This is a genomic window from Antarcticirhabdus aurantiaca (assembly GCF_009765365.1).
GTDB classification, from domain to species: Bacteria; Pseudomonadota; Alphaproteobacteria; order Rhizobiales; family Rhizobiaceae; genus Antarcticirhabdus; species Antarcticirhabdus aurantiaca.
In genome coordinates this window covers 32,800-55,778 of the sequence record NZ_VTOM01000011.1, presented here as the reverse complement: position 1 = coordinate 55,778, position 22,979 = coordinate 32,800, and the positions used below count along the sequence as shown (strand labels likewise).

Below are 22,979 nucleotides of genomic sequence, written 5' to 3'. Positions count from 1 at the left end.
CTTTCGGTCGACGGGGATGACCGGAGACGACTCGTGAGCACCTCGATCACTCTTCTCATCCCGCTTCTTCTCGGCATTGGCGGCTTCATCGTCGCCACGTCCAGGGCGAGACGGTTCTCAGACGTCGGAAGCGGGAAGATGCACTCGCTCCCGAAGTACCATGGGTACTTGGTGGCACTGAGCATCATCGTCCCGGCCTACTTGATCATCTTCCTCTGGCTGTTCTTCGAGCAATCGGTTCTTCGCGGTGTCATCGTCAACGCCCTGCCGGATGCCCTCACGAACGGCGCGACGCCCGCTCAGGTCAGCCTGCTGATCAGCCAGGTCCAGCAGGCGGCATCAGGCGCGACCTTCGGCAATCCCGACCCTGCGATCGTGGAAGTCGCCGGTCGCCTGCGGGAGGCGGTCGTGTTCTCCCGCTGGGCGCTTCCGCTCGTGATCGTGCTTGTCGGCCTCGCCACGGCCGCGGTGCTGGTGTCCCGCATCGCCAAACGTTTTCGAGCCCGGAACTATTCCGAGGCCATCATGCGCGGCCTTCTGATCTTCTGCGCGACCCTGTCCATTCTGGCGACCCTAGGCATCCTCCTGTCCCTGCTGTTCGAGGGGCTGCAATTCTTCTCGAGGGTGTCCCCGATCGAGTTCTTCTTCGGCACGCGCTGGGATCCCCAGATCGCCATCCGGCCGGATCAGATCGGCTCCAGTGGAGCCTTCGGCGCGATCCCCGTGTTCATGGGTACCCTGACCATCGCGTTCACCGCGCTCTTCGTGGCCATACCCGTCGGGATCTTTGCCGCGATCTACATGGCTGAGTTCGCCTCTCCCCATGTTCGCGGTGTCGTGAAGCCGCTCATCGAGCTGCTCGCGGGCATTCCCACGATCGTCTACGGCTTCTTCGCGGTTCTCGTAATTTCCCCGTTCATCCGCGAATGGCTCGGTTCCATCGGGATCGCGGTGTCCCCCACGGCGGCCATCGTGCCGGGTCTGGTTATGGGCGTGATGCTCATCCCGTTCATCTCGTCGCTATCGGACGACGCCATCACTGCGGTGCCCCAATCGCTCAAGGACGGTTCCCTGGGACTTGGCGCGAACCGTGCCGAGACCGTGACCAAGGTCCTGCTTCCGGCGGCTCTCCCCGGCATCGTCGGCGGCGTGCTCCTCGCGACCACCCGAGCGATCGGCGAGACGATGATCGTGGTCATGGCCGCCGGCTTGACGGCAAACATGACGGTCAATCCGCTACAGGGTGTCACGACCGTGACAGTCCAGATCGTCGCCCTCCTCACGGGCGATACGGAGTTCGACAATCCGAAGACTCTCGCGGCCTTCGGGCTCGGCCTGACCCTCTTCCTCGCCACCCTCCTCCTCAACCTCGTCGCGATCCAGATCGTGAAGCGCTTCCGGGAACAGTATGACTGATATTCCTGCCTCTTCCCGGCTTGCGGGCGCACCGCGAAGCGAGTCGGCCGTCTCCGACATCCGTTCTGGCCTGAGCCGTCGCAAGTCGGCTCAGACAAGATTGAAGATCTACGGCATCGTCGCCATCGTTTTCGCCTTGACGATGCTGGGCATTCTCGTTGGCTCCGTCGTTTCGACATCGATCCCGGCCTGGACACAGACCCAGGTCCGGCTCGACGTCACCGTTCCGGACGACGAGACCCCGAACTACCGCTCGCTCGTCAACGACTCCCTTGTCGCCGCATTTCCCCAAGCTGAGCGGGACCGTGCGGCGCTTCGGCGGTTCACGGGCATCCTGAGCAACGGTGCCCAGTTCTGGCTGCGCGACGAGCTTCAGGCCAGCGGCGCCGCACCGGGGAGCACGGTCTCGATCTGGCTTCCGGTTTCGGATCCTTTCGAGCAGCTCTACGAAGGCGTCATCAGCCCATCCACTCCCGAGAACCGTCGACCGCTCAACGATCAGCAGATCGCCGACTTCCAGTCGCTCCAGCAGCAGGACAGGATCCGGTCGGTCTTCGACTGGGGGCTGATCACGAACGCCGACAGCCGTTTCCCCGAACTGGCGGGCCTGAAGGGCGGGCTGATCGGGTCGGCCTTCCTCATGCTCGTCTGCCTGTGCGTCAGCGTGCCCGTCGGCGTGGGAGCCGCCGTGTATCTCGAGGAATTCGCCCCGAAGAACAAGTTCACGGACTTCATCGAGATCAACGTCAACAATCTCGCGGCTGTCCCGTCCATCGTGTTCGGCCTGCTGGGTCTCGCGCTGTTCCTGGGCTTTCTGGGCATGCCGAGATCCGCTCCGCTCGTGGGCGGACTGGTCCTCGCCATCATGACGCTCCCGACGATCATCATCACGACCCGCGCCGCCCTCAAGGCGGTCCCCCCGTCCATCCGCGAGGCTGCCCGCGGCATCGGGGCTTCGGAGATGCAGGTCATCGCCCAGCATGTGCTCCCCTTGGCGCTGCCGGGCATCCTGACCGGCGTCATCATCGGTCTTGCCCAGGCGATCGGCGAAACGGCGCCACTCCTGCTCATCGGAATGAACGCCTTCGTCACCTCGGCTCCCACTTCGATGCTCGAAGCCTCAACGACGCTGCCGACGCAGATCTACATCTGGTTCGACAGCCCGGAACGCGGGTTCGTCGCCAGGACCAGTGCCGCCATCTGCGTCCTGCTGATCGTCCTGTCGGTCATGAACCTCTTCGCGATCGTCCTTCGCCGCCGCTTCGAGCGACGCTGGTAAACCCTTCAAAGGTCCGACCATGATGGAAAACGTTTCCTTCGCCACCGCCGGCGCCCATGCCCGCGCCCCCGAGATGCCGGTGAAGATGTTCGGCCGCAAGGTCGAGGTCTTCTACGGCCAGAAGCAGGCCCTGCACGGCGTCGACCTGGAGATCCCGGAGCGGCAGGTGACGGCGCTGATCGGCCCCTCGGGCTGCGGCAAGTCCACCTTCCTGCGCTGCCTCAACCGGATGAACGACACGGTCGCGATCGCACGCGTCGTCGGTGACATCCGGCTCGATGGCGAGGACATCTACGACAAGTCGATCGACGTCGTGGAGCTGCGCGCCCGCGTCGGCATGGTGTTCCAGAAGCCGAACCCCTTCCCGAAGTCGATCTTCGAGAACGTCGCCTACGGGCCCAGGATCCACGGCCTCTTCAAGAACAAGGCGCACCTTCAGGAGATCGTCGAGACGAGCCTGAAGCGGGCCGGCCTGTTCGAGGAGGTCAAGGACCGCCTCGACGAGCCGGGCACGGGCCTGTCCGGCGGCCAGCAGCAGCGCCTGTGCATCGCCCGCGCCATCGCGGTCAGCCCCGAGGTCATCCTGATGGACGAGCCCTGCTCGGCGCTCGATCCGATTGCGACGGCGACCGTCGAGGAGCTGATCGACGAGTTGAAGCAGAACTACACGATCGTCATCGTCACCCACTCGATGCAGCAGGCCGCGCGCGTTTCGCAGCGCACGGCGATGTTCCATCTCGGGCGCATCGTCGAGGTCGGCCCGACGGAGAAGATGTTCTCCAACCCGGACGACAAGCGCACGCAGGACTACATCACCGGCCGCTTCGGCTGACGGGAATCCAAGAACGACTCTTCCGCTTCCCGAGTCTCCCGCTCGGGGATCACGATCATCAGATCACACACGCTTCGATCCTGGGCGGTGGGGAGGACCACCGCTGCGGTCGAGACCTTTGAGAGGTTGCGCGCCATGGCCGAACACACCGTCACGTCCTATGAGGAGGAGCTCCGCAACCTCGTCCGCCGCATCTCGGAGATGGGCGGCCAGGCCGAGCGCATGGTGGCTCAGTCCGTCCAGGCCCTCATCAACAGCGACTGGGGCCTCGCCCAGTCGGTGGTGGCCGACGACGTCCTTCTCGACGCCGCCCAGCGCGAGCTCGACGAGCGGGCGATCCTGGTGATCGGCAAGCGCCAGCCGATGTCCGTCGACCTGCGCGAGATCGTCGGCGCGATCCGCATCTCAAACGACCTGGAGCGGATCGGGGACCTCGCCAAGAACATCGCCAAGCGCGTCATCGCGGTCTCGGAGCACTCGCAGCCGATCCAGCTCGTGCGCGGCATCGAGCACATGGCGGAGCTCGCCCTCGACCAGCTCAAGGACGTCCTCGACGCCTATGCCGACCGCGACCCGGCCCGGGCCGAGAGCGTGCGCTCCAACGACGAGGCCATCGACGCGATGTACACCTCGATCTTCCGCGAGCTCCTCACCTACATGATGGAGGATCCGCGCAACATCACGCCCTGCACGCACCTCCTGTTCTCGGCCAAGAACATCGAGCGCATCGGCGACCACGCGACGAACATCGCCGAGACGATCTACTACATCCGCACCGGCGAGCAGATGCCGGCCGAGCGCCCGAAGGGCGACCGCACGCCCTCGCTGACCGCGCCTCGCCCGCCGGCGCTCGGCGGCGACGGGGCGGCCTCGCCCGCCGCCGGGGAGTAAGGCGCCATGAACGCGCGCATCGCGGTGGTGGAGGACGAGGAGGCGCTCTCCGTCATCCTGCGCTACAACCTCGAGGCCGAGGGCTACGCCGTCGACACGATCTCGCGCGGCGACGAGGCGGAGATCCGGCTGAAGGAGGAGGTCCCCGACCTCCTGATCCTCGACTGGATGCTGCCGGGCCTGTCGGGCGTCGAGCTCTGCCGGCGCCTGCGCGCCCGTCCCGAGACCGAGCGCCTGCCGATCCTCATGCTGACCGCGCGGGGCGAGGAGAGCGAGCGCGTTCGCGGCCTGTCGGTCGGGGCCGACGACTACGTCGTCAAGCCCTTCTCGACGCCCGAGCTCCTGGCGCGCGTGCGCGCCATGCTGCGCCGGGCGAACCCGCAGAAGCTCTCGGCCGTTCTGTCCGCCGGCGACATCGACCTCGACCGCGAGACGCATCGCGTGCGCCGGGCGGGCCGTGAGATCAAGCTCGGGCCGACCGAGTTCAAGCTGATGGAGTTCTTCCTCCAGGCGCCCGGCCGCGTCTTCTCGCGCGAGCAGCTCCTCGACGGCGTCTGGGGCCGCGACATCTACGTCGACGAGCGGACGGTCGACGTCCATGTCGGGCGCTTGCGCAAGGCCATCAACCGCGGTCGCCAGCGCGACCCGATCCGCACCGTGCGCGGTGCCGGCTACGCCCTCGACGAGCAGTTTGCCGCGAGCGTGCCGAACAAAGGTGGGCGTGTCTTGTTGGCTGGTCGGACCGACGAGAAAGCGCCGATCGGCTAGAATGGACCGACGACCGAGCCATCCTGAAGAACTCCGACCTCCCGCGATGGCAGTGGCCCCTTAAGTGACTTGGTCGTCTCCGTGATGAGGCTCCACCACGGTTGGTCCACGATCGTGGCCGTCTCCTCGACGATCATGATCATCAAGCTGATGCGTTCTCTCAGCCGGCTCGCATCTGCCATCACCGATTGCCGGAAGGCCTCGCCCACGGCCACTGGATCAACATCGCCCTGTGTTACGATGGCTATCTCCAGATTGTTCGTGAACGAGTCGGTCTCTTTGGCAGCCCGACCGTAGAGCCACGCGGAAAGTATGCCCGCTTCCGCTTCCGCGCTGGAGACGAGGACCTTCATGTCGTTCTCGAAGGCTTGCTCCTCGACATCGAACAATGCGACGAGAGGGGGCGTCAGCGGATGGTCGGCAAGTTTGTAGCGTGTTTCCTGACCGGATTTGTCCACGCGTACGATCCCATAGCCGATCAGGGCGCTGAGTGTGCTGTTGAGCCCCTGCGGACTCATCGGCAGGGCTTCCGCCAGGCTGTTGATCGGTACGAAGCGGTCGTGACGTGCGAGTTCCCGAAGGACCCTTACCTGTCCTTCCTTCGCCAGCATGACGTTCAATGGATGTCTGTGGAAGCTGAAGCGCAAATGATGATCCGCATGGGATGTGGCGACTCACGGCGCTGATCGTTGCACGGTCAGGGGGGGCACGGAAGTATCTTCGGGTACGGATGGCTTGCGGCCGCAGGGATGCGGCCCTGACCCCGTACGCACCATCCATGCCACCCTCGTGAAGGCTGGGCGGGCGATGGCCGAAGTCGGTGTTGACGTTTGCAAGCCGAAATCCCATCCTTGGGAAGCGATAGGTCAGGCGTCTGGGAGGCTCGCAACCCATGCTCCCGCACGTTTCTCGGACTGGTCACACCCGGCGGGAAGTCATCGGCGCGCTCGGCACTGGATTGGCCGCATTGGCTTGCCCGACCGACTTGAAGGCCGGAACTCCCCTGACGGTCGGGCTGACCCCGGTGTTCCTCAACTCAGACCTCGCCCTCCTCGACGGATTGCGCACGTATCTCAAGGAATCCACGGGCTCGGACGTCCAGCTCGTGATGCGCCGCACCTACCAGGAGGTGACGGCCCTCGTGCTGGCACGGCAGTTGGACGCAGCCTGGATCTGCGGCTTCCCGTATGTACGGCATCGCGAAGCGCTGCACCTCCTCGGGGTGCCATTGTGGCGGGGCCGCCCACTGTATCGATCGTACCTCATCGTCCGGTCCGACCGGACTGTCGCCGACTGGCACGGGACGCGAGGTGACATCCACGCCTTTTCCGATCCGGACTCGAATTCGGGTTACCTTGCGACGGCGGCCCTACTTGCCGGAAGCGGAATGGGGATCGGAGAGTTCTTTCGGAGCAGTTTCTACACCTACGGTCATCGCAACGTCGTCCGGGCCGTCGCGGCGGGGCTCGCGCAATCCGGCAGCGTCGACGGCTACGTGTGGGAGGTGCTCCGGGAGATCGAACCGGAGATGACCATCCAGACCCGCGTCATCCGGGCCTCCGATTGGCAGGGCTTCCCTCCCATCGTCTGCGCCGCGGGTGATGCCGCTTCGCCCCGGGCGGACAGGATAAGGTCTGCGCTTCTCGCCATGGCTTCCGGCAACGCGGGGAGGAGCGTGCTGGACATGCTGCGCATCGACGGCTTCGTCGCCGAGCCGCCCGCACTCTACGACTCGATCGCCGCAGAGGTCGACCTGGTGGACGCGAGGTCGTGATCGCCGGGATCCGGCACATGCGGCTTTCGGTTCGGATCCCCCTGATCGTCGCTGCGCTGATGATGCTGGTGGGGGCCGTCCTGTCGGAGCGCGTCATGGACCGCTTGACGCAGACGCAGGACCGCCACCTCCGGCAACTTGGGGAGACCTACATCGACGGGCTGTCCTTCCCCCTCATTCCCGCCTTGATCCGCGACGACGTCTGGGAGGTCTTCGACATCATCGACCGCTCCAGGTCGCTCCATGTCGGCCTTACCCCGATCGCGACCGTTGTGACGGACGCGGCCGGAAACGTGGTGGCAGCATCCGATCCCGATGCGCATCCGACGCGCTCCAGGCTCGATCCCGACTTCAGGGACTCGTTTCCGGCGGACGAGTGGGCGGGACCGTCGCATGCGGAGTCCCGGGCCTTCCTGAGACGTGAGTTGAGGAGCCAGGACCGGACGGTCGGGACGGTCTATGCCGTTCTCGATACTACGCATTCCGTCCGCGAGCGCCAAACCGTCCTCCTCACCCTTGTCGCCACGAACGGTGTCATCACCCTGCTCCTGGCGGGAGGAGGCTACCTTGCAGTCAGATACATGGTTTCCCCGGTCCGAATCCTGACGCATCACCTCACCCTGTCGGCCCTCGAGGGCATCGATCCCGTACCGGACGGGGTCGTGCGAAGGAGCAGGGGCGAGGCCCGGCGCCTGTTCCGCTCGTTTAACCGCCTGGTCGACGAGGTCCGCGAGAAGCGCGACCTTGCCTCCCGCCTTGCCGCCGAGGAGCGGATGGCGACCGTCGGCCGACTCGCTTCCGGGCTCGCCCACGAGATCAACAACCCGCTCGGCGGCCTGCTGACGGCGGTCGACACCTTGAAGCGGCACGGTGCCGACCCGGCCGTCCGCGAAAGGTCCGTCGATCTCGTCGAGCGCGGCCTCCTGGGCATCCGCGACGTCGTCCGCACCACGGTCCTCACCTACAAGGTCGACGAGAGCCATCGTCCGCTCACCGGATGCGACGTCTCCGACCTCGCGGTGCTTCTCGCTCCCGAACTCGACAGGCGATCCCTGCGCTTGGTCTGCGACAACGAGCTGCCCGGTCCCGTCGGCGTCCCGGCCTCTCCCGTCCGGCAAGCCCTCCTCAACCTGCTCCTGAACGCTTGCGCAGCGTCCCCGGCGGGCTCGACCGTCGCCGTCAACGTGCGCCGAGAGGACGGCATGGTCGTGGCGCGCGTCGACGACAGCGGGCCGGGCATGCCCGACGAGGCGGTCGACTACCTCACACGCGGCGATGGCAAGGCCATGCCACCCCCATCAGGGAGGGGCCTCGGCCTCTGGGTGGTGAGGCGGCTCGCCAAGGACTTCTCGGCGTCCATAACGGTTTCGAGCAGCCCGCTCGGGGGATCGAGGGTGGAGCTCGCCATACCCGTCGCGGAGGAGGTCAAGCATGCCGACGCCGCCTGAGATGGTCGGAGCAAGGCGGGTGTCCCTCGTCGAGGACGATCCCATCATGGGCGAGGCCCTGGTGCAACGCCTGACACTCGAGGGCCACACGGTGGATTGGTGGCACGACGGCGGCGCCGCCATCCTCGGCATGGCAGCCACCCGCCCCGACGTCGTCCTCTGCGACATCCGCCTCCCGGACGTGACGGGCGAGGACGTGTTCAACCGGACCGCCTCGACGCTGTCGGCCCCCTTCATCTTCATCACCGCCCATTCCGACATCGAGCAGGCGGTACGCCTGATGCGGCAGGGCGGCGCCGACTACCTGACCAAGCCATTCGAGATCGGCCATCTCGTCAGCCGCATCAACGCCGTCGCGCGGCGAGCCCCGGAGGTGCCGACCGGCGCCCTTGGCGTCTCCGAGGCAATGGTCGGCGTCGAGCTGCTCCTTCGACGGGTCGCTGACAGGCGCTTCCCCGTCCTGCTGACCGGTGAGACGGGAGTGGGAAAGGAAGTCTGCGCCCGCTTCCTCCAGCACGCGTCCAAGGCCGCCTCGGCACCGTTCGTCGCCGTCAATTGCGCCGCGATCCCGGCCGAACTGCTCGAAAGCGAGTTGTTCGGGCACGAGCGCGGATCCTTCTCGGGCGCCGCGACGCGCCATCTGGGACATGCCGAGCGGGCGAGGGAAGGAATCCTGTTCCTCGACGAGATTGGCGAGATGCCGTTGCACTTGCAGGCGAAGATGCTGCGGCTTCTTGGAGAGCGCACCTTTCACAGGGTAGGCGGAGAGCAGCCTGTCGAGTTCGCCGGCAGGGTCGTCGCCGCCACGAACCGCGACCTCGCGGCGGCGGTGCGTGCGGGCACGTTCCGCGAGGATCTGCTCTACCGGATAAACGTCGTGACCGTCGACGTGCCGCCACTGCGCGAGCGTTCGGCCGACGTGGGGTGGCTGGCGGACCGACTGTTCGAGGACCTGAACGAGCGCTCCGAGACGGGGCTGCTGGGGATTTCTCGCCACGCGAAGGAGATGGCGGCGAGGCATCCATGGCCCGGCAACGTACGGGAACTGCGCAACAGGATCGAACGCGCGATCGCGCTCGCCGACGGCGAGTGGATCTCCGCGCGCGACCTGTTCCCGGAGCGAGCGACGGCCAGCGGCGGCGGCGATGCGGACGTCATGACGCTGTCGCAGGTCCGTGACGAGGCGGAGCGCCGGGAGATCGAACGCGGCCTGCGGTCCACCAAGGGCCAGGTCGCCGAGGCGGCCCGCCGGCTGGGAGTGTCCCGGACGACGCTCTGGGAGAAGATGCGCAGGCTCGGGATCAAGGACTCCGGCACCAGTGACTGACGTTCGGAATTCCGGACGCTAACACCCGCCCGTTCGGCATCCCTGACGCCCCTCCCGCTCGAGACCCGGCGATCCTTGAGAAGGCAGGCAAGGGCAATGATGGCACGCCGCTTGCTGGAATCCTTCCAAATAGGAAACGGGAGGGTCCCATGCAAAGATGCACGAAGCAGGTCGACATCGGTCGGCGGCAGTTCCTGAGGGGTGGGGTCGTGGCCGCCGCCGGAGCGGCGGCATCGGTTGCCATGCCGACCGCAGCAGGCGCGCAGCCCACCCCTGCCCCCGTCGGCCTCGCGCGGGTGACCTATCCCTCCAATCGCTTGGCCAACATCGCCGACCTCACCGCCAACGAGCCGCTCGACGTCGCCTATCCCGACGAGAACGCACCGGGCGTACTTCTGAAGCTCGGGAAGGCGGTACCAGGCGGGGCCGGACCCGATGGCGACGTCGTCGGTTTCACGACGGTCTGCCCGCACCAGGGCTTCCCCTTGAGCTACAACCCCGAACGCCGAACCTTCAACTGTCCCGGCCATTACTCGGTCTTCGACATCGAGAAGGGGGGGCAGGAGACATGGGGGCAGGCAACACAGAACCTGCCGCAGTACACGCTGCGCGTCGACGAGAAAGGTGACATCTACGCCGAAGGACTCGACGAGCTCCTCTACGGCCGCCTCTCGAACGTGCTCTGAGGGAGGACACACCATGGCCTACAAGCGACAGATCGACCGCCTGCCCATCATTCCCGCCGACGCGAAGGTCCACACGACGGTCTGCCACTACTGCATCGTCGGATGCGGCTACAAGGCGTACACGTGGGACGTGAATCGCCAAGGCGGGACGGCGCCCGGGGAGAACGCGTTCGGGGTGGACCTCTCCGAGCAGCAGTACGCGCAGACCCCTGCTTGGTACTCCCCGTCGATGTACAACATCGTCGAGCAGGACGGTCGTCCGGTGCACCTCGTCATCAAGCCGGACCACGATTGCGTGGTGAACTCCGGCCTGGCTTCTCCCCGGGGCGGGCGCATGGCCGAGATGAGCTACAGCCGCGCCCGTTCGACCCAGCTCCGCCGCCTGACGAACCCGATGGTGTGGCGCTATGGGCAGTATCAGCCGACGAGCTGGGACGACGCCCTCGACCTGGTGGCACGCGTCACCGCGCGCGTTATCAAGGACCAGGGCGAGGACGGCCTGTTTGTCTCGGCCTTCGATCATGGAGGCGCGGGCGGCGGCTACGAGAACACCTGGGGCACGGGCAAGCTCTACTTCGGCGCCATGAAGGTGCGGAACATCCGCATCCACAACCGTCCGGCCTACAACTCGGAGGTTCACGCAACGCGCGACATGGGCGTCGGCGAGCTGAACAACTGTTACGAGGACGCCGAACTCGCCGATACCATCTTCTGCATGGGCGCGAACCCGCTTGAGGCGCAGACCAACTACTTCCTCAACCACTGGATTCCGAACCTGCGCGGCGAATCCCTGCCGAAGAAGCAGGAGCAGATGCCGGACGAGGCGCATGCGCCCGGACGCATCATCTTCGTCGATCCCCGCCGGACCGTCAGCATCAACGCCTGCGAGGCGGAGGTCGGTAAGGACAACGTCCTGCACCTCGCGCTCAACTCCGGCACCGACTTGGCGCTGTTGAACGGCCTCCTCACCTACATCGCCGACAAGGGCTGGATCGACAGGGCCTTCATCGACGCGAGCACCGCCGCCCCGGCAGCGGCTCCGGCTCCGGCTCCGGCTCCGGCGGCGGACGGTGGGGACGCCGACCAGACGCTCCTCCCGGGGCGCCCGGAGGTCGAGCGCGTCCAGGCAGGCCGCCTCACCGACTTCGCCGGCGCCCTTGCGGCCAACCGTATGACTCTCGCCGAGACCGCGTCGATCACCGGACTGTCCGAGGCCGACATCGTCAAGGCGGCGGAATGGATCGCGCAGCCGAAAGACGGCGGGGGCAGGCGCCGGACCATGTTTGCCTACGAGAAGGGCCTCATCTGGGGCAACGACAACTACCGGACCAATGGGGCCATCGCGAACCTCGCGCTGGCCACGGGCAACGTCGGGCGCGAGGGCGGCGGGTGCGTGCGCCTGGGCGGACATCAGGAAGGATACGTGCGCCCTGACGCGAGCCACGTCGGGCGCCCGGCGGCCTACGTCGACAAGCTGCTCATCGAGGGCAAGGGCGGCGTGCACCACATCTGGGGTTGCGACAACTACAAGACGACCCTGAACGCCATGGAGTTCAAGGCGGCCTACAAGCGCCGGACCGACAAGGTCAAGGACGCCATGAACCGCGTGCCCTACGGCGACCGGGCCGCGATGGTGGAAGCCATCGCCGCGGCCATTGCCGACGGCGGCCTCTTCGCGGTCGACGTCGACATCGTGCCGACGCAGATCGGCGAGGCCTGTCACGTCATCCTTCCGGCGGCGACGTCCGGTGAGATGAACCTCACCTCGATGAACGGCGAGCGCCGCATGCGCATCACCGAGCGCTACATGGACCCGCCCGGGGAAGCCATGCCCGACGCGTTGATCGCGGCGCGCATCGCGAACCACCTCCAAAGGATCTTGACCGAGACAGGCGAAGCGGCGGCGGCGGCCAAGTTCGAGGGCTTCGACTGGAAGACGGAAGAGGACGCCTTCATGGACGGCTACCACGCCCATGCCGAGGGCGGCGAGCACGTCACCTACGAGCTGTTGCGCGCCATGGGCACGAACGGCTTTCAGGAGCCGGCGACCGGCGTCGCCGACGGGAGGATCGTCGGCACGAAACGCCTCTATGCCGACGGCAAGTTCTCGACCGAGGACGGGAAGGCCCACTTCCTCGACGCTCCGTGGCGGGGCCTCCAGGCGGCGGGCAAGCAGGCTGAGAAGGACAAGTTCCCGTTCCTGATCAACAACGGCCGCGCGAACATGGTCTGGCAGTCCGCCTACCTCGACGTCGGCAACGCGTTCGTCATGGACCGTTGGCCCTACCCCTTCGTCGAGATGAACCCCGAGGACATGTCGAGGCTGTCCGTGAAGGAGGGTGACCTCGTCGAGATCTTCAACGACAACGGCTCGACGCAGGCAATGGCCTATCCCACCCCGAGCGCCAGGCCGGGACAGGTCTTCATGCTCTTCGGCTTCCCGACGGGGGTGCAGGGCAACGTCGTCTCGGGTGCCGTGAACGAGTTCGTCATCCCCAACTACAAGCAGACGTGGGGCGACATCCGGAAGATCTCGGACGCGCCCGAGACGGTCCGCCACCTCTCCTTCAAGCCCAAGGAGTACGCGGGCTGAGGCTCGCGTACCTTCCGCTCGGGATTTCCCACAGCATCAGGACCCACATGCCCCGCACAGCCATCGCAAGCCTCGTCCTCGCCCTCGCCGCGGCCGCGCCCGCCCTTGCCCAGGAGGGGAACGCCTCGACGGGCGAGGTCGTATTCAAGAGGTGCTCCGCATGCCACGCCGTCGGCGAGGGAGCGAAGCCACGGGTCGGACCGCCCCTCAACGGCGTCGTCGACGGCAAGTGGGCACACTACGAGGGTTACGCCTACTCGAAGGTCCTGATGGACGGGCAGGCAGCGGGGAAGGTCTGGGACGCGGCGACGCTGTCGTCCTTCCTCGAGAACCCGAGGGCCGTCGCGCCGGGCACCAAGATGGCGTTCCCCGGCTTGAAGAAGCCGGAGGAGCGGGCCGACGTCATCGCCTACCTGCGGACCTTCCTGCTCGACGGAACGAAGGCCCCCTGACTCTCGCTGCACGCTGTCGGCCCGCCTCATGGGGGGATCCCGTCCGCATCCGTGACGCAGCCCGCCCGACCCATTGGCTCGGGCGGGCCTCGTGCGCGGACAATGGGGCGTCCACGGCATGGAAGGAATGGTAAAGCCCATGAAGGATGGAGCCGCGACCGTCGACCCCTGTTTCATCAGCGGGGGGCTCACCCCACAGGAGGCCCTGGCTCTCGTCCTGGAGGACGTCGCTCCGGTGGCCGGCACCGAAACCCTGCGGCTGGCCGAGATGGCCGGACGCGTCGTGTCGACCCCCATCCGTGCCCCGCGCGCCCTTCCGCCCTTCGATCACTCCGCCATGGACGGCTACGCCCTCGCGCTGCCGGCTTCGGGTCGGTCCTGGGGCGGCTTCAGGATCGTCGGCACCGTGGTGGCGGGGAGGCCCATGCGCGGCGAAATCGCGGCGGGAGAGGCAGTGCGCATCTTCACGGGGGCAGCTTTTCCGCTGGGCTGCGACGCCGTCGTCATGCAGGAGCATGTCGACCTCCGCGACGGCGCGGTCTTTCCCCGTCGGGAGGTGCGTGCCGGCGACAACGTGCGGCTGGCGGGGGAGGACGTCGCGCCCGACGAGATCCTGCTCAGGGAGGGGACGCTGGTCGACGCCCGCCATCTCGCCCTGCTCGCCGCCTCCGGCATCGTGGAGGGGAAGGTCGCGAGGCGGGTGCGCGTGACGGTCATCTCGACCGGCACCGAGCTGCGCGCGCTCGGCGAGAACCTTTCGGAAGGCGCGATCTACGACTCCAACCGCGTCATGCTGCTCGAGCTCCTTCGCCATCCCGGCGTGGATCTCGTGGACGGGGGGATCGTCCCCGACGAGCCCTCCTCAACCGCGTCCGCGATCGCAGAAGCGGCGGTAACCAGCGACCTGGTGATCACGTCCGGTGGTGTGTCGGTCGGGGAGCAGGACTTCGTGCGCCGGTCGGTGGAGGCGTCCGGCGGCAGCCTGCGCCCCCTGAAGATGGGCATCAAGCCCGGCAAGCCCTTGGCCTTCGGTCGGCTGGGCAAGGCCGTCATTCTCGGTCTTCCCGGCAACCCGCTCGCCGCCCTCGTCGGCTTCCTGCTCGTGGGCAGGCACCTCGTCGCGCGGCTCGCCGGGGCAACGCCGATCGTGCGGCATCCCCTCTACGCCGTCGCCGGGTTCGATCGGAACGCGTCGCCCGGTCGGTTCGAGTACGCTCCGGCGGCCGTGGTGGGAATGGATGCCTTCGGTCGTCCGGTCGTGGACACGCTCGGACGGGGCGGCTCCGCGAGGCTCCTGCCGCTGACGCGGTCCGACGGGTTCTGTGTCGTGCCGCCCGGGGTCCAAGGTGTGGCGAAAGGCGACATGGTCGAGTTCGTCCCGATGGCAACCGTGCGGGTGTTCGCCTGAGGGATCCTCCCTGGAACCGTTGGCGTACCGGAAAGCGTCTCGCCGGGGAGCGCAAGGCGCCCCGTGCGCTCGGCACCGTTCCTGGGAATGGTGGGCTTCGCCGGCCGGATACGGTCGGTGCACATCCTCTCGAGCTACCTCACAGATGCGCGCCGCATCGCCATGCCGGCCGAGTTCCAGTCGGCAGACCCGGCGATCCTGCCGGACTGTTTACGGCACCTGCGGCTGCGCCCCTCGTTCCGGCCCTACCCACCTACCTCAGTTGCCTGCCGAGGCCCTCGGGAACTGAAGCGATCCAAGGATGGTAGGTTCGTTCTCGACCGCACCTCGCCTAGGTGTTGACAGCCACTCCCCTCCCGTGCGCAAGCGGACATCGCGACCGCGGTCAAGCGGCTCAATCGGCGTCCCCCGCCGCGTCGTCGGTCACCGCAGCGGACGCCTTCGCTGACGCCCCTCGTCTCTCCCGCCTTCTCGCCACCTGCGCGCGTGCGTCCTCCCACCCGAAGGAGATGGTGCCGGAAACCCGCAATCCCGGGCCGGAACTCTCCGTGGGTCCCAGGAACACAACTCCCCGCTCCTCAAGGGCCAGCTTCACCGTCTCTATGGTCGACAACAGGGGATCGAACTCTCCAGCCTCCAGGCGGGCCAGACTACGCTTGCTGATCCTGGCCGCCTCGGCGAGCTCGTCCTGGGACAGGCCGAGCAGGACCCTCGCAGCCCTGAGAATGTTGGGATCGGCAGGCATCCGGGGCAGGATCACCGCCGCCCACGGCTTGTCAACAATATGAGAAAAAGTGACTTACGAGTCCATTCACGGTCTAAGGATTGATCTTTTTGACAGGGGATGTTTGAAGTTGGCTCGTAGAGACAGGCGAGTGATTCGGGAGGCCGCGGCCCCGCGGCCTCCTCCGGATCCCCTCGCCGAGCGCAGGGACACCGTGACGCCGAATGCGACGGGGTCGGACGAAATCCTGGGATCGAACGGCGCGACTGCCGCCCGGCCCCCGCGGAGCCATGGACATGACGACGACACGACGGGACGATGGCCGGCGCCTCGGAGGCGCGATGGCCAGCATGGAAGCGGCGCGGCAGGAGCGCGAACTGGCACGCGAGGCGGACCTCCGGCGTCGTGTCGAGGCGGCCGAAGGCTCATATCTGCCAACCGCGGACCAACTCTTGCGCGGATACCCATTCATGGGCGGAGACATGGCAGCGGACATACGCGCCTTCGTCGCGGCGCTCGCCCTCGACAGGCTCGATCGGGAAGCCCTCGATTCCTTGCATAGGCTGGGGGCGACCACCCGAGGGCTCAAGCTAGGCGACGCCTCGGCCGACGCCGCCATCCTCGACGCGCTCGGATCTTGCCACTTCGACGAGACCTCCGACCCGAACGGTACCACCCGCCTACGGTGCGTGATCTACGCCGCGTTCCTTGGCGACGTGGAGGCCACCCAGATCGTCGCCGCAGAGGCTGCGCTGATGGCCTACGTGCAGGAGTGGCACCGAGAGGGCGACGGGACCGACCTCGTCTGGCAGGCGATGGCGTGGAGCGCCCTCTCGGCCGTTCGGATGGGACCGTTCCGAAAGCCACCCTATCCCGTCAGCGAGATGGCCTCGACCCGCGACAGGATAGACGCCTTCGCCGATGAGTTCAGGACCCAGGTCTTCCGGCTCTCCCGCGAGGTTGACTGAGAATGCGCTGGAAGGGCGCTGCCATCGGCGTCGGCTCCTGAGCTCGAGGCCAAGCCGGATGCGGGCACCGCGATGGCTCCAGGTCCCACCCACCTCACGTATCCGACGAGCCGGGTCCAGCCACGACGCTGGCGGACCGAAGGCAGGAAGGGCATGACCTCCCATGATCGCCGACGACGATGCAGACCGGACGATCGGCAAGGAAGAGCGGACACGCCTCGGCGCACGTCATCCGATCCACGAGCTGGCCCGTTGCGGGCGCGCCAGCTTCGAGGTGTACCTGAAGGAAGCGCGCGAGAACCTCGTGGACGAGCACACCCGCATGCTCGTCGACAGCGTCTTGGGCGCCATGGAGGCTGGCCAGGATCACTTGGTCGACATGCCCCTCGCGGAACTCGTCCGCGACGCCGACGAGCACCTCAGTTGGACGATGCTGTTCCACCTCGCGGGCGCCGGGTACCGCCCGGCCCAGCTCGAGGTCTCGACCCGCTGCGCCGCCGAGGTCCACCAGATGATGGCGCGTCACGATGCCTTTCGCGGGCGCGCGCTCGACGAGGAGGAGCGCCGCCTCGCAGCGCAGGCACTCACCGATGCCGAAACCATGGTGGGGCACGCGGTCGGCTGGGGCGCCCTCGCGCACGGGATGGTGAGCGAGGGCCGCAGCGGGACAGTTAGGGCGGCCACGGACCCAAAGGCCATCGGCATCGATGCCACGGCAGCTCTCTGGGCGGCCGCGAGCACCAGCGCTCGCGAGCTCGGCCGCCAGGAAGGTTTCGAGGAAGGCAACGGGCTCGCCGAGGCCGTCGCCAAGCGACACTTCAAGGATACGCGATCGACCGAGGAACCCGATCTTGGGCAGGACTCATCCGGACGCGTCGTCGTGCCGAGCGCGGCGCTCAGCCGGGACGATCGGAAGCAGTGGGGCATCGAGGGCATCGTCGGCAAGGCGCTGCCGCTGATCCATGCGAACACCCTCGCCGATGTTCGCCGAAACCTTCTCGCCGCTCACCCGCATGCAGCATTCGCGATCGATCGGATCCTTGGCGACCTCGTCGAGGATCGGCCCGTCGCAATCCGGCCCACCATTCTCGTCGGCCCGCCGGGGGCGGGCAAGAGCCGCCTCTGCCGCGACCTCCTCGACGCGCTCGGCGTACCCTTCGCCGCCATCGACGCGGGAACGACGTCGGACCATGGGCTGACGGGATCGCCGCGGCGCTGGTCGAGCGCATATCCGTCGGTGCCGCTCCGCCTGTTCACGCAGCACAGGATCGCCAATCCCGGCATCCTGATCGACGAGCTGGAAAAGGCAGGCCGATCATCGGCGGGCTCGGTGCACGATCCGCTCCTGTCCCTGCTTGAGCCGCTGTCGTCGACCAAGTGGCGCGATCTTTTCCTCGACGCCGAGATCGACGCCTCGCGCATCATCTGGCTCTTCACCGCCAACTCGACGCAGGGGCTTCCCGGCCCGCTCCGGAGCAGACTGCGCGTTCTGAAGGTGCCCCGGCCCAGGGCCGAGCACGTGCCCGCGCTCGCCGACCGCATCCGGCGCGATCTCCTCGCCGAACTCGATCTCGAACCCGGCATGGAGCCACCCTTCGACGGAGAGGAGCTTGGGGCGCTCACCGACGCCTTCGGAGCCGAGGGGAGCCTTCGCGACCTGAGGCGCTACGTCGAGGAACTCGTCAAGCTTCGCTGGCTCGAAGGTCACCACCACTGAGGAGCTGACGATGGACGATGGCAAGGATTGGCGGACGCGACTGAACCTCGAGTTCGTGGATCAGTTTCCGCACGGCGCCTTCCACTTCGCGGTCGGCAACGGGTGGTCGCTCCTCCTCGCCGAGGTGTTCAGGCGCGTCGACGCTGCGCTCCATGACGAGGAGCGCTCCTTCTTCGGCTGGAACGACGTCAAGGAGAAGTGGGGCCTCTTGAGGATGACGCACAACGGGAGCGACTGTATCGACGACATCGTGGACTGGGCGGAAGCGACGTCGGAGCGGGTTTGTGACCTTTGCGGCCTGGGCGGGCGGCTGCGCAAGGATGGCGCCTGGAGGGTGCGGTGCGACGCCTGTGCGAGCATCTGATCCCAGGACGTCCAGGGAGGGCCTGCTCCCCGTCGGCATCCCCTCTCCACACGCATCGCCCCCGAGACGATGGACGGGCGTGGCAGCGTTCAGAACTCGTGCCTCAAGGCCGTCGCCCGGATGCATGACGGATCGGCGCACATCCGATCAGGCGTTCAGGACCAGGGCCACCTGCTGGTAGATCGGTAGGTCGGCTTCGTGCCAGAGCTCGACCGCAACGGCAAAAGTCTGCCTCCGAACCAACTTGGCCGCCCAGCGCCCTTCGCATCGCACGACCAGGTAGTACCGATCCCCATAGTCTGAAATGTCCTGTTGCGCCTTGAACGTCCCGACTTGGAGGGAGCCCGCCTCCCGCATGGTAGCGATAGGATGAATTTCGCACTTCCAGGAGTTGCCTTCGAATTTCAATGCCCCGCCCGCCGCTTCCTTCTCGTCCTTGGTCCATTTGCGGAAGCGATCGAACACCTCTTCCGCCGATTTCCCGCGGACCAGGACATATCCCATGGTGATCCCGAAGTAGTCCTTCCGACTGCTCCTGACGGGAGGATCGAAGGCCAACGACACCTTGATGTGACGCTTGCCGCTCGTCGTCTGGAAGTCGGTCGGGATCGGAACCTCGTAGACCGCGAACTTGTCGACCTCAAGGTCGTCCTCGATGGCCATGACCACGCGGCCATCCTCCGAAGAGAGAGCCAGGTCCACGTCGGCGACGCCGTAGCCCGCATGTCGGTAATGTTCCCGACCCTTCTCCGAGGTGACCCGGGCGAGCAGTTCCGGTGGGTGATCGGTGCTCAAGCCCAGCAAGGCCCGGATGAAGTTGCCGCTCCGCTGGGGAAACTCCTCGAGCAGGACAGCGGCTTTGAAAGCCGCGACCGGGGCCGCGAAGGATGTCCCGTGACGGTATTCCATCAAACCGCGCAGGTAATCAGGGTTGAGGGTCAGCACCCCGCAACTCGGACGGTCGGCCGAGAGCGTCGAGGCGTAGCCCAGCCAAACGGCGGTTCCACCGTACTCGGCCAAATCGGGTTTGATGCAATCGTTGAAGCCGGGTCCCGATCGGCTGAACGGGGATGGGTGGCCCGCCTCGGCCAGGACCACGACGTCGGCATCCTCCTCATCGCTGTCCATGAGGCCGTTGGAGTGAGCAAGCGACCCCACCACCAGAGAACTGATCGAACTCGCCGGCTCGTAGAGCCTGTGTCCCGCCTCGAGCAGGTAGCCCGGATAGATGCCCGCTCCCTCGTCTCGGATGCGGTTGCTGACATCGACGATGTTCCCCGCCGACACGGTGACTATAATGCCGAGCTCGCGGATCAGGTTGTCGAGTGTCATCGCCCAATGCGAAGGGCGGCCGCCGACGGTCCGGTTGATGTCAGCCAGGGAGATGTTCATGACACGGCACCCGAACTCCCCGTGGAGCCGGCGTATGGCATTCTCCATGATCTCGGGAACGGTGTGCTCGTCGACGAAGTGGCCACGTGCGTCCACGACCTTGGCACTGGCGATCCTGAAGCGCGGGGTCAGGCGATCCTGCCGGATCTGTCCCGAAACGGACCCATAGCTCGCCAGGGCCGCCACCGCGGTTCCATGGCGCTTCTCGTCGTCGCTTCCCAGGCGCTCCGGAACCCCGAAGGCTCCCGCGACGACGCCGGCGAGCATCGGATGGGCGGCGTTGATGCCGGAGTCGATGATGCCGATGCAGATCGAGTCCCCCGGCGGCCCCTCGATCCGTGGAAGCTGGTCAACGACCAGGTCGGCCCCGGCATCCGGGGCGAAGTCGGACATCGGGGGCAAATCAATCCATGCGATTTCCCTCATTGCCAGCAGTTCGCGCAAGCCAGCGCCCGACACGCGCACCCGCATGACGAACATGCCAGCGCCCCTATAGCGGCTGAGAAGCTCTCCGCCGAACTCCCGAACCTTGCGCTCAACGCGGTCGAGATGCAGTTCGCGCGTGAGCTCCTCGTCTATGTCCCAGAGCTCCACGTCAAGGAGGAACTGGTCGCTGTCGACGATGTCGCCGGGCGTGACGATCCCGTCCTGCACGAGCGCACCTCCTATGCGGTCGACCGGATCGAGTTCGTCGAAGGCGTCGACCGCCTCGAAGAAGTTCGCGTGCCGGGGCCCCTTCTGCCTCTCCGGAATGGGTCCCGCGTACTGGCTCGCCTTCGTCTGGAGCTTGCCGAGCCGCGGGTCGGTGGACAGCACGATGATCGCGTCGTCGCCGCGCTGCTCCAGCACCTTCAGGTCGTTGGCGTCGAGGGCTTCGTCGGAGAGAGGTCCATCGGTCCTGATCCGAAGGAGGATGGTCGGATCCCGAACGGTGCCGTCCGCCTCCGCGGCCTGCGCGGCCGTTCTCCCGACGATTTCCTCGAGCTGGGCGACGAGTTCCCGTCCGTGTACGGAATGATCGCGTCCGGAACCGCCACCATGACCATGCTTCCTCCTATTGAGCTCCCCTTCGAGACGACGGAGCGGCAGATGAGGACGACGAGCCAACTCGATACTCCGTCAGGTGGCGCTGCCCAGCTTGTCCTGGATGTCCTTGCGTCGCCGATCCGACTTGCTGGCGTACTTGAGATCGTCCAGCGTGATCGTCGAACGCTTGGCCATGATCGCGCGCCGCATCGCCGCGAAGCAGAGCCTCTCGACGTCCGCGTGGCTGCGCCCGACCAAGTGGCCAGCCGCTTCCGCGATGTCTAGCTGCACCCCGAAGTTGCGGGTCTTGAACTTGATCAGCCGTCGGATCTCAGACGCGTTGGGCTTTCCGAAGAGGACCACCTCGTCGAAGCGGCGGATGATCGCGGGATCGATGGTGGACTCAAGGTTCGTCGCCGCAACGATGAATCCACGCCCCTTGAAGCGCTCGATCATGAGCAGGAGGTTGTTCACCACCCGCCGCATCTCGCTGTGCTCGGTCGGGTCCGAACGCGTCCTCGCGAGGGCGTCGAATTCATCGAGGAACAGGACCGACGGTTGACGTTCGGCAGCATCGAATATGCGCCTCAGGTTTGATGCCGTCTCTCCCAGCATCGAACCGATCAGAGTGTCGAGCTTGGCGGCGAGGAGAGGGAGCCCGATTTCTCTCGCGAGCACCTCCGCGGTCAGAGACTTCCCGCAACCGGGCGGTCCGCAGAACAGAAGGCGCGTTCGCAGGGGAAGGGCATGGCTGCGGATGGTGTCCCCATGCCTGTACTCGTCAGCGATGTCGTGGAGGGTAAGTGACACCTCGGTTGAGAGGATCAGTTCCCTGGCGTCGCGTCGAGGCTCGACCACCTCCAGGAACTCGTTGGCCCACCCCGGCGACGTGCCTCCCGCGAATGCCTGGCGAGGCAAGGGATCGGCCCCGCCCGCCAAGCGCGTCCTGGAGCGCTTAACCGGCGCGAACGCAGTTGCCTGCTCCGTCCTGGCAGATGGTTTTGACTCTGAACGCGTCATGTTCGCCCTTTGTGCGGCGAACCTACAGCATGCCTCGGTGACGCTCAACTAAGGCGGCTCAACGGGGTGCTCTTACCAACAGCCTGGATGAGTCGGTGGTCCGCGGCTCGACGATGGCTCGTGCCTCCACGACAGCCCTGTGCCGTGTACGAGCTTGTCGTTCATGTCGGGTTCGGGCCGAAGTCGTCCGCTGGCCAGCAGCCCCTTGCCTGCGCCCGGGACCCTGGTGGCCGGGTCTCGGTTGTCAGAGAGCGTCGTGAGGGCTCCTTCATATTCGTGGATGACGGCGGCAACCGAGAATTTTGCCTGGTCGGTTGCCGGGAGGATCCGCGCGCTTGCCTTGTCTCGAGATGGCGGTCTCCTGCACCATGTCGGCCTTCATGTCCCGGCAGGAAGGTGATGAACGGGTGATTATGCATCCAGCCCAATGTAATGACGATCACGCCTCCTTGCCCGGGGGCGCGAACGGTACGACGGTGCCCGCGACCTCGTTCTGGTTGGGCCGTTCAGCCTCACGTTTCGCCCGCCTAGCTGCGTTTGGTAGCTTCTCCTCGAGCTTCCGCATGCGAATGATCACGGCCGCGGCGGTGTTCAGGGCCCTCTGACGCTCTTCCGTCAATCGTCTGTTGGCCTCCTTCAACGACACGATCTGCGCCTTTAACTCGTTCCGAGGCGCCGTGACGATCGTCTTCAGGTACTCCATCACCTCCTTGCGTTCGTAAAGCGCGCTCCGACTGCGTCCCGCTTCCTTGGCGATGTTGACGGGGTTCAAACGCAGTTCCTTGCCTTCCTTGATTTTTTGCAAGAGATCGGCATGTCTCGGGTGCCTGTTCAGGATCCGATCGATCGCCGAGCGGAATTCAAGGTCAAGCGCATCCGGTGCGTCGGACATTT

20 protein-coding genes are annotated in these 22,979 nt (G+C 66.4%); 15 read left to right on the top strand and 5 right to left on the bottom strand.

The window, feature by feature from the left end; translation table 11 throughout:
• The first annotated feature begins 33 nt into the window (after positions 1-33).
• The 5 genes from pstC to phoB all read left to right on the top strand — a co-directional run bounded on the left by pstC (position 34) and on the right by phoB (position 5,186).
• A complete protein-coding gene (gene pstC, locus FZN60_RS14360; protein ID WP_158874188.1) occupies positions 34-1,416 on the top strand; it encodes a phosphate ABC transporter permease subunit PstC in 1,383 nt (460 codons plus the stop codon).
• Positions 1,409-2,695 carry a phosphate ABC transporter permease PstA gene (gene pstA / locus FZN60_RS14355; RefSeq protein ID WP_158874187.1) on the top strand — a complete coding sequence of 429 codons (1,287 nt, stop codon included), beginning with the start codon at positions 1,409-1,411 and terminating at the stop codon, positions 2,693-2,695. The genes pstC and pstA overlap by 8 nt, the downstream gene beginning before the upstream one ends.
• A gap of 22 nt (positions 2,696-2,717) precedes the next feature.
• A complete protein-coding gene (pstB, locus tag FZN60_RS14350) occupies positions 2,718-3,527 on the top strand; it encodes a phosphate ABC transporter ATP-binding protein PstB (protein ID WP_304505859.1) in 810 nt (269 codons plus the stop codon).
• A 135-nt stretch (positions 3,528-3,662) separates the two neighbouring features.
• Positions 3,663-4,418 (top strand): phosphate signaling complex protein PhoU, encoded by a 756-nt coding sequence (gene phoU / locus FZN60_RS14345; RefSeq protein ID WP_158874185.1) that lies wholly within the window; start codon positions 3,663-3,665, stop codon positions 4,416-4,418.
• A gap of 6 nt (positions 4,419-4,424) precedes the next feature.
• Positions 4,425-5,186, top strand: a complete 762-nt coding sequence (gene phoB, locus FZN60_RS14340; protein ID WP_158874184.1) for a phosphate regulon transcriptional regulator PhoB — start codon at positions 4,425-4,427, stop codon at positions 5,184-5,186.
• Here phoB and FZN60_RS14335 read toward each other — a convergent pair.
• Positions 5,183-5,797 carry an ArsR/SmtB family transcription factor gene (locus FZN60_RS14335; RefSeq protein WP_158874183.1) on the bottom strand — a complete coding sequence of 205 codons (615 nt, stop codon included), beginning with the start codon at positions 5,795-5,797 and terminating at the stop codon, positions 5,183-5,185. The genes phoB and FZN60_RS14335 overlap by 4 nt on opposite strands.
• Positions 5,798-6,078: 281 nt before the next feature.
• Between FZN60_RS14335 and FZN60_RS14330 the strand changes: the two genes are divergently transcribed.
• The 7 genes from FZN60_RS14330 (at position 6,079) to FZN60_RS14300 (ending at position 14,874) form a co-directional block, all read left to right on the top strand.
• Complete coding sequence (locus FZN60_RS14330) at positions 6,079-6,960, top strand: substrate-binding domain-containing protein (RefSeq protein ID WP_158874182.1); 882 nt, start codon at positions 6,079-6,081, stop codon at positions 6,958-6,960.
• A gap of 17 nt (positions 6,961-6,977) precedes the next feature.
• Positions 6,978-8,408, top strand: coding sequence for a sensor histidine kinase (locus FZN60_RS14325; protein WP_158874181.1), 1,431 nt, complete (start codon positions 6,978-6,980; stop codon positions 8,406-8,408).
• A 19-nt stretch (positions 8,409-8,427) separates the two neighbouring features.
• On the top strand, positions 8,428-9,735 hold the full coding sequence (locus FZN60_RS14320) for a sigma-54-dependent transcriptional regulator (RefSeq protein WP_369413043.1): 1,308 nt from the start codon (positions 8,428-8,430) through the stop codon (positions 9,733-9,735).
• A 149-nt stretch (positions 9,736-9,884) separates the two neighbouring features.
• Positions 9,885-10,421, top strand: coding sequence for an arsenate reductase (azurin) small subunit (locus FZN60_RS14315; RefSeq protein ID WP_158874180.1), 537 nt, complete (start codon positions 9,885-9,887; stop codon positions 10,419-10,421).
• Between the two features lie 13 nt (positions 10,422-10,434).
• Positions 10,435-13,014, top strand: a complete 2,580-nt coding sequence (locus tag FZN60_RS14310; RefSeq protein ID WP_158874179.1) for an arsenate reductase (azurin) large subunit — start codon at positions 10,435-10,437, stop codon at positions 13,012-13,014.
• Positions 13,015-13,061: 47 nt separating this feature from the next.
• Positions 13,062-13,466 carry a c-type cytochrome gene (locus tag FZN60_RS14305; protein ID WP_158874178.1) on the top strand — a complete coding sequence of 135 codons (405 nt, stop codon included), beginning with the start codon at positions 13,062-13,064 and terminating at the stop codon, positions 13,464-13,466.
• A 139-nt stretch (positions 13,467-13,605) separates the two neighbouring features.
• Positions 13,606-14,874, top strand: coding sequence for a molybdopterin molybdotransferase MoeA (locus FZN60_RS14300; RefSeq protein ID WP_158874177.1), 1,269 nt, complete (start codon positions 13,606-13,608; stop codon positions 14,872-14,874).
• 394 nt (positions 14,875-15,268) lie between these two features.
• Here the strand turns inward: FZN60_RS14300 and FZN60_RS14295 are convergent, their stop codons facing one another.
• Complete coding sequence (locus tag FZN60_RS14295; protein ID WP_158874176.1) at positions 15,269-15,619, bottom strand: helix-turn-helix transcriptional regulator; 351 nt, start codon at positions 15,617-15,619, stop codon at positions 15,269-15,271.
• Positions 15,620-15,894: 275 nt separating this feature from the next.
• Here FZN60_RS14295 and FZN60_RS14290 point away from each other — a divergent pair, with 275 nt between their 5' ends.
• The 3 genes from FZN60_RS14290 (at position 15,895) to FZN60_RS14280 (ending at position 18,647) form a co-directional block, all read left to right on the top strand.
• The gene (locus tag FZN60_RS14290; protein WP_158874175.1) at positions 15,895-16,566 is read left to right on the top strand and encodes a hypothetical protein; all 672 of its coding nucleotides are present in this window, start codon (positions 15,895-15,897) and stop codon (positions 16,564-16,566) included.
• Between the two features lie 163 nt (positions 16,567-16,729).
• Positions 16,730-18,283 carry an AAA family ATPase gene (locus FZN60_RS14285; RefSeq protein WP_158874174.1) on the top strand — a complete coding sequence of 518 codons (1,554 nt, stop codon included), beginning with the start codon at positions 16,730-16,732 and terminating at the stop codon, positions 18,281-18,283.
• Positions 18,284-18,293: 10 nt separating this feature from the next.
• Complete coding sequence (locus tag FZN60_RS14280) at positions 18,294-18,647, top strand: hypothetical protein (RefSeq protein ID WP_158874173.1); 354 nt, start codon at positions 18,294-18,296, stop codon at positions 18,645-18,647.
• 147 nt (positions 18,648-18,794) lie between these two features.
• On the opposite strand, the gene FZN60_RS14275 is transcribed toward FZN60_RS14280, so the two are convergent.
• The 3 genes from FZN60_RS14275 to FZN60_RS14265 form a co-directional block, all read right to left on the bottom strand.
• On the bottom strand, positions 18,795-21,146 hold the full coding sequence (locus FZN60_RS14275; protein ID WP_158874172.1) for a S8 family peptidase: 2,352 nt from the start codon (positions 21,144-21,146) through the stop codon (positions 18,795-18,797).
• Positions 21,147-21,158: 12 nt separating this feature from the next.
• The gene (locus FZN60_RS14270; protein WP_158874171.1) at positions 21,159-22,085 is read right to left on the bottom strand and encodes an AAA family ATPase; all 927 of its coding nucleotides are present in this window, start codon (positions 22,083-22,085) and stop codon (positions 21,159-21,161) included.
• Between the two features lie 439 nt (positions 22,086-22,524).
• On the bottom strand, positions 22,525-22,977 hold the full coding sequence (locus tag FZN60_RS14265; RefSeq protein WP_158874170.1) for a hypothetical protein: 453 nt from the start codon (positions 22,975-22,977) through the stop codon (positions 22,525-22,527).
• Between the last annotated feature and the right edge of the window lie 2 nt (positions 22,978-22,979).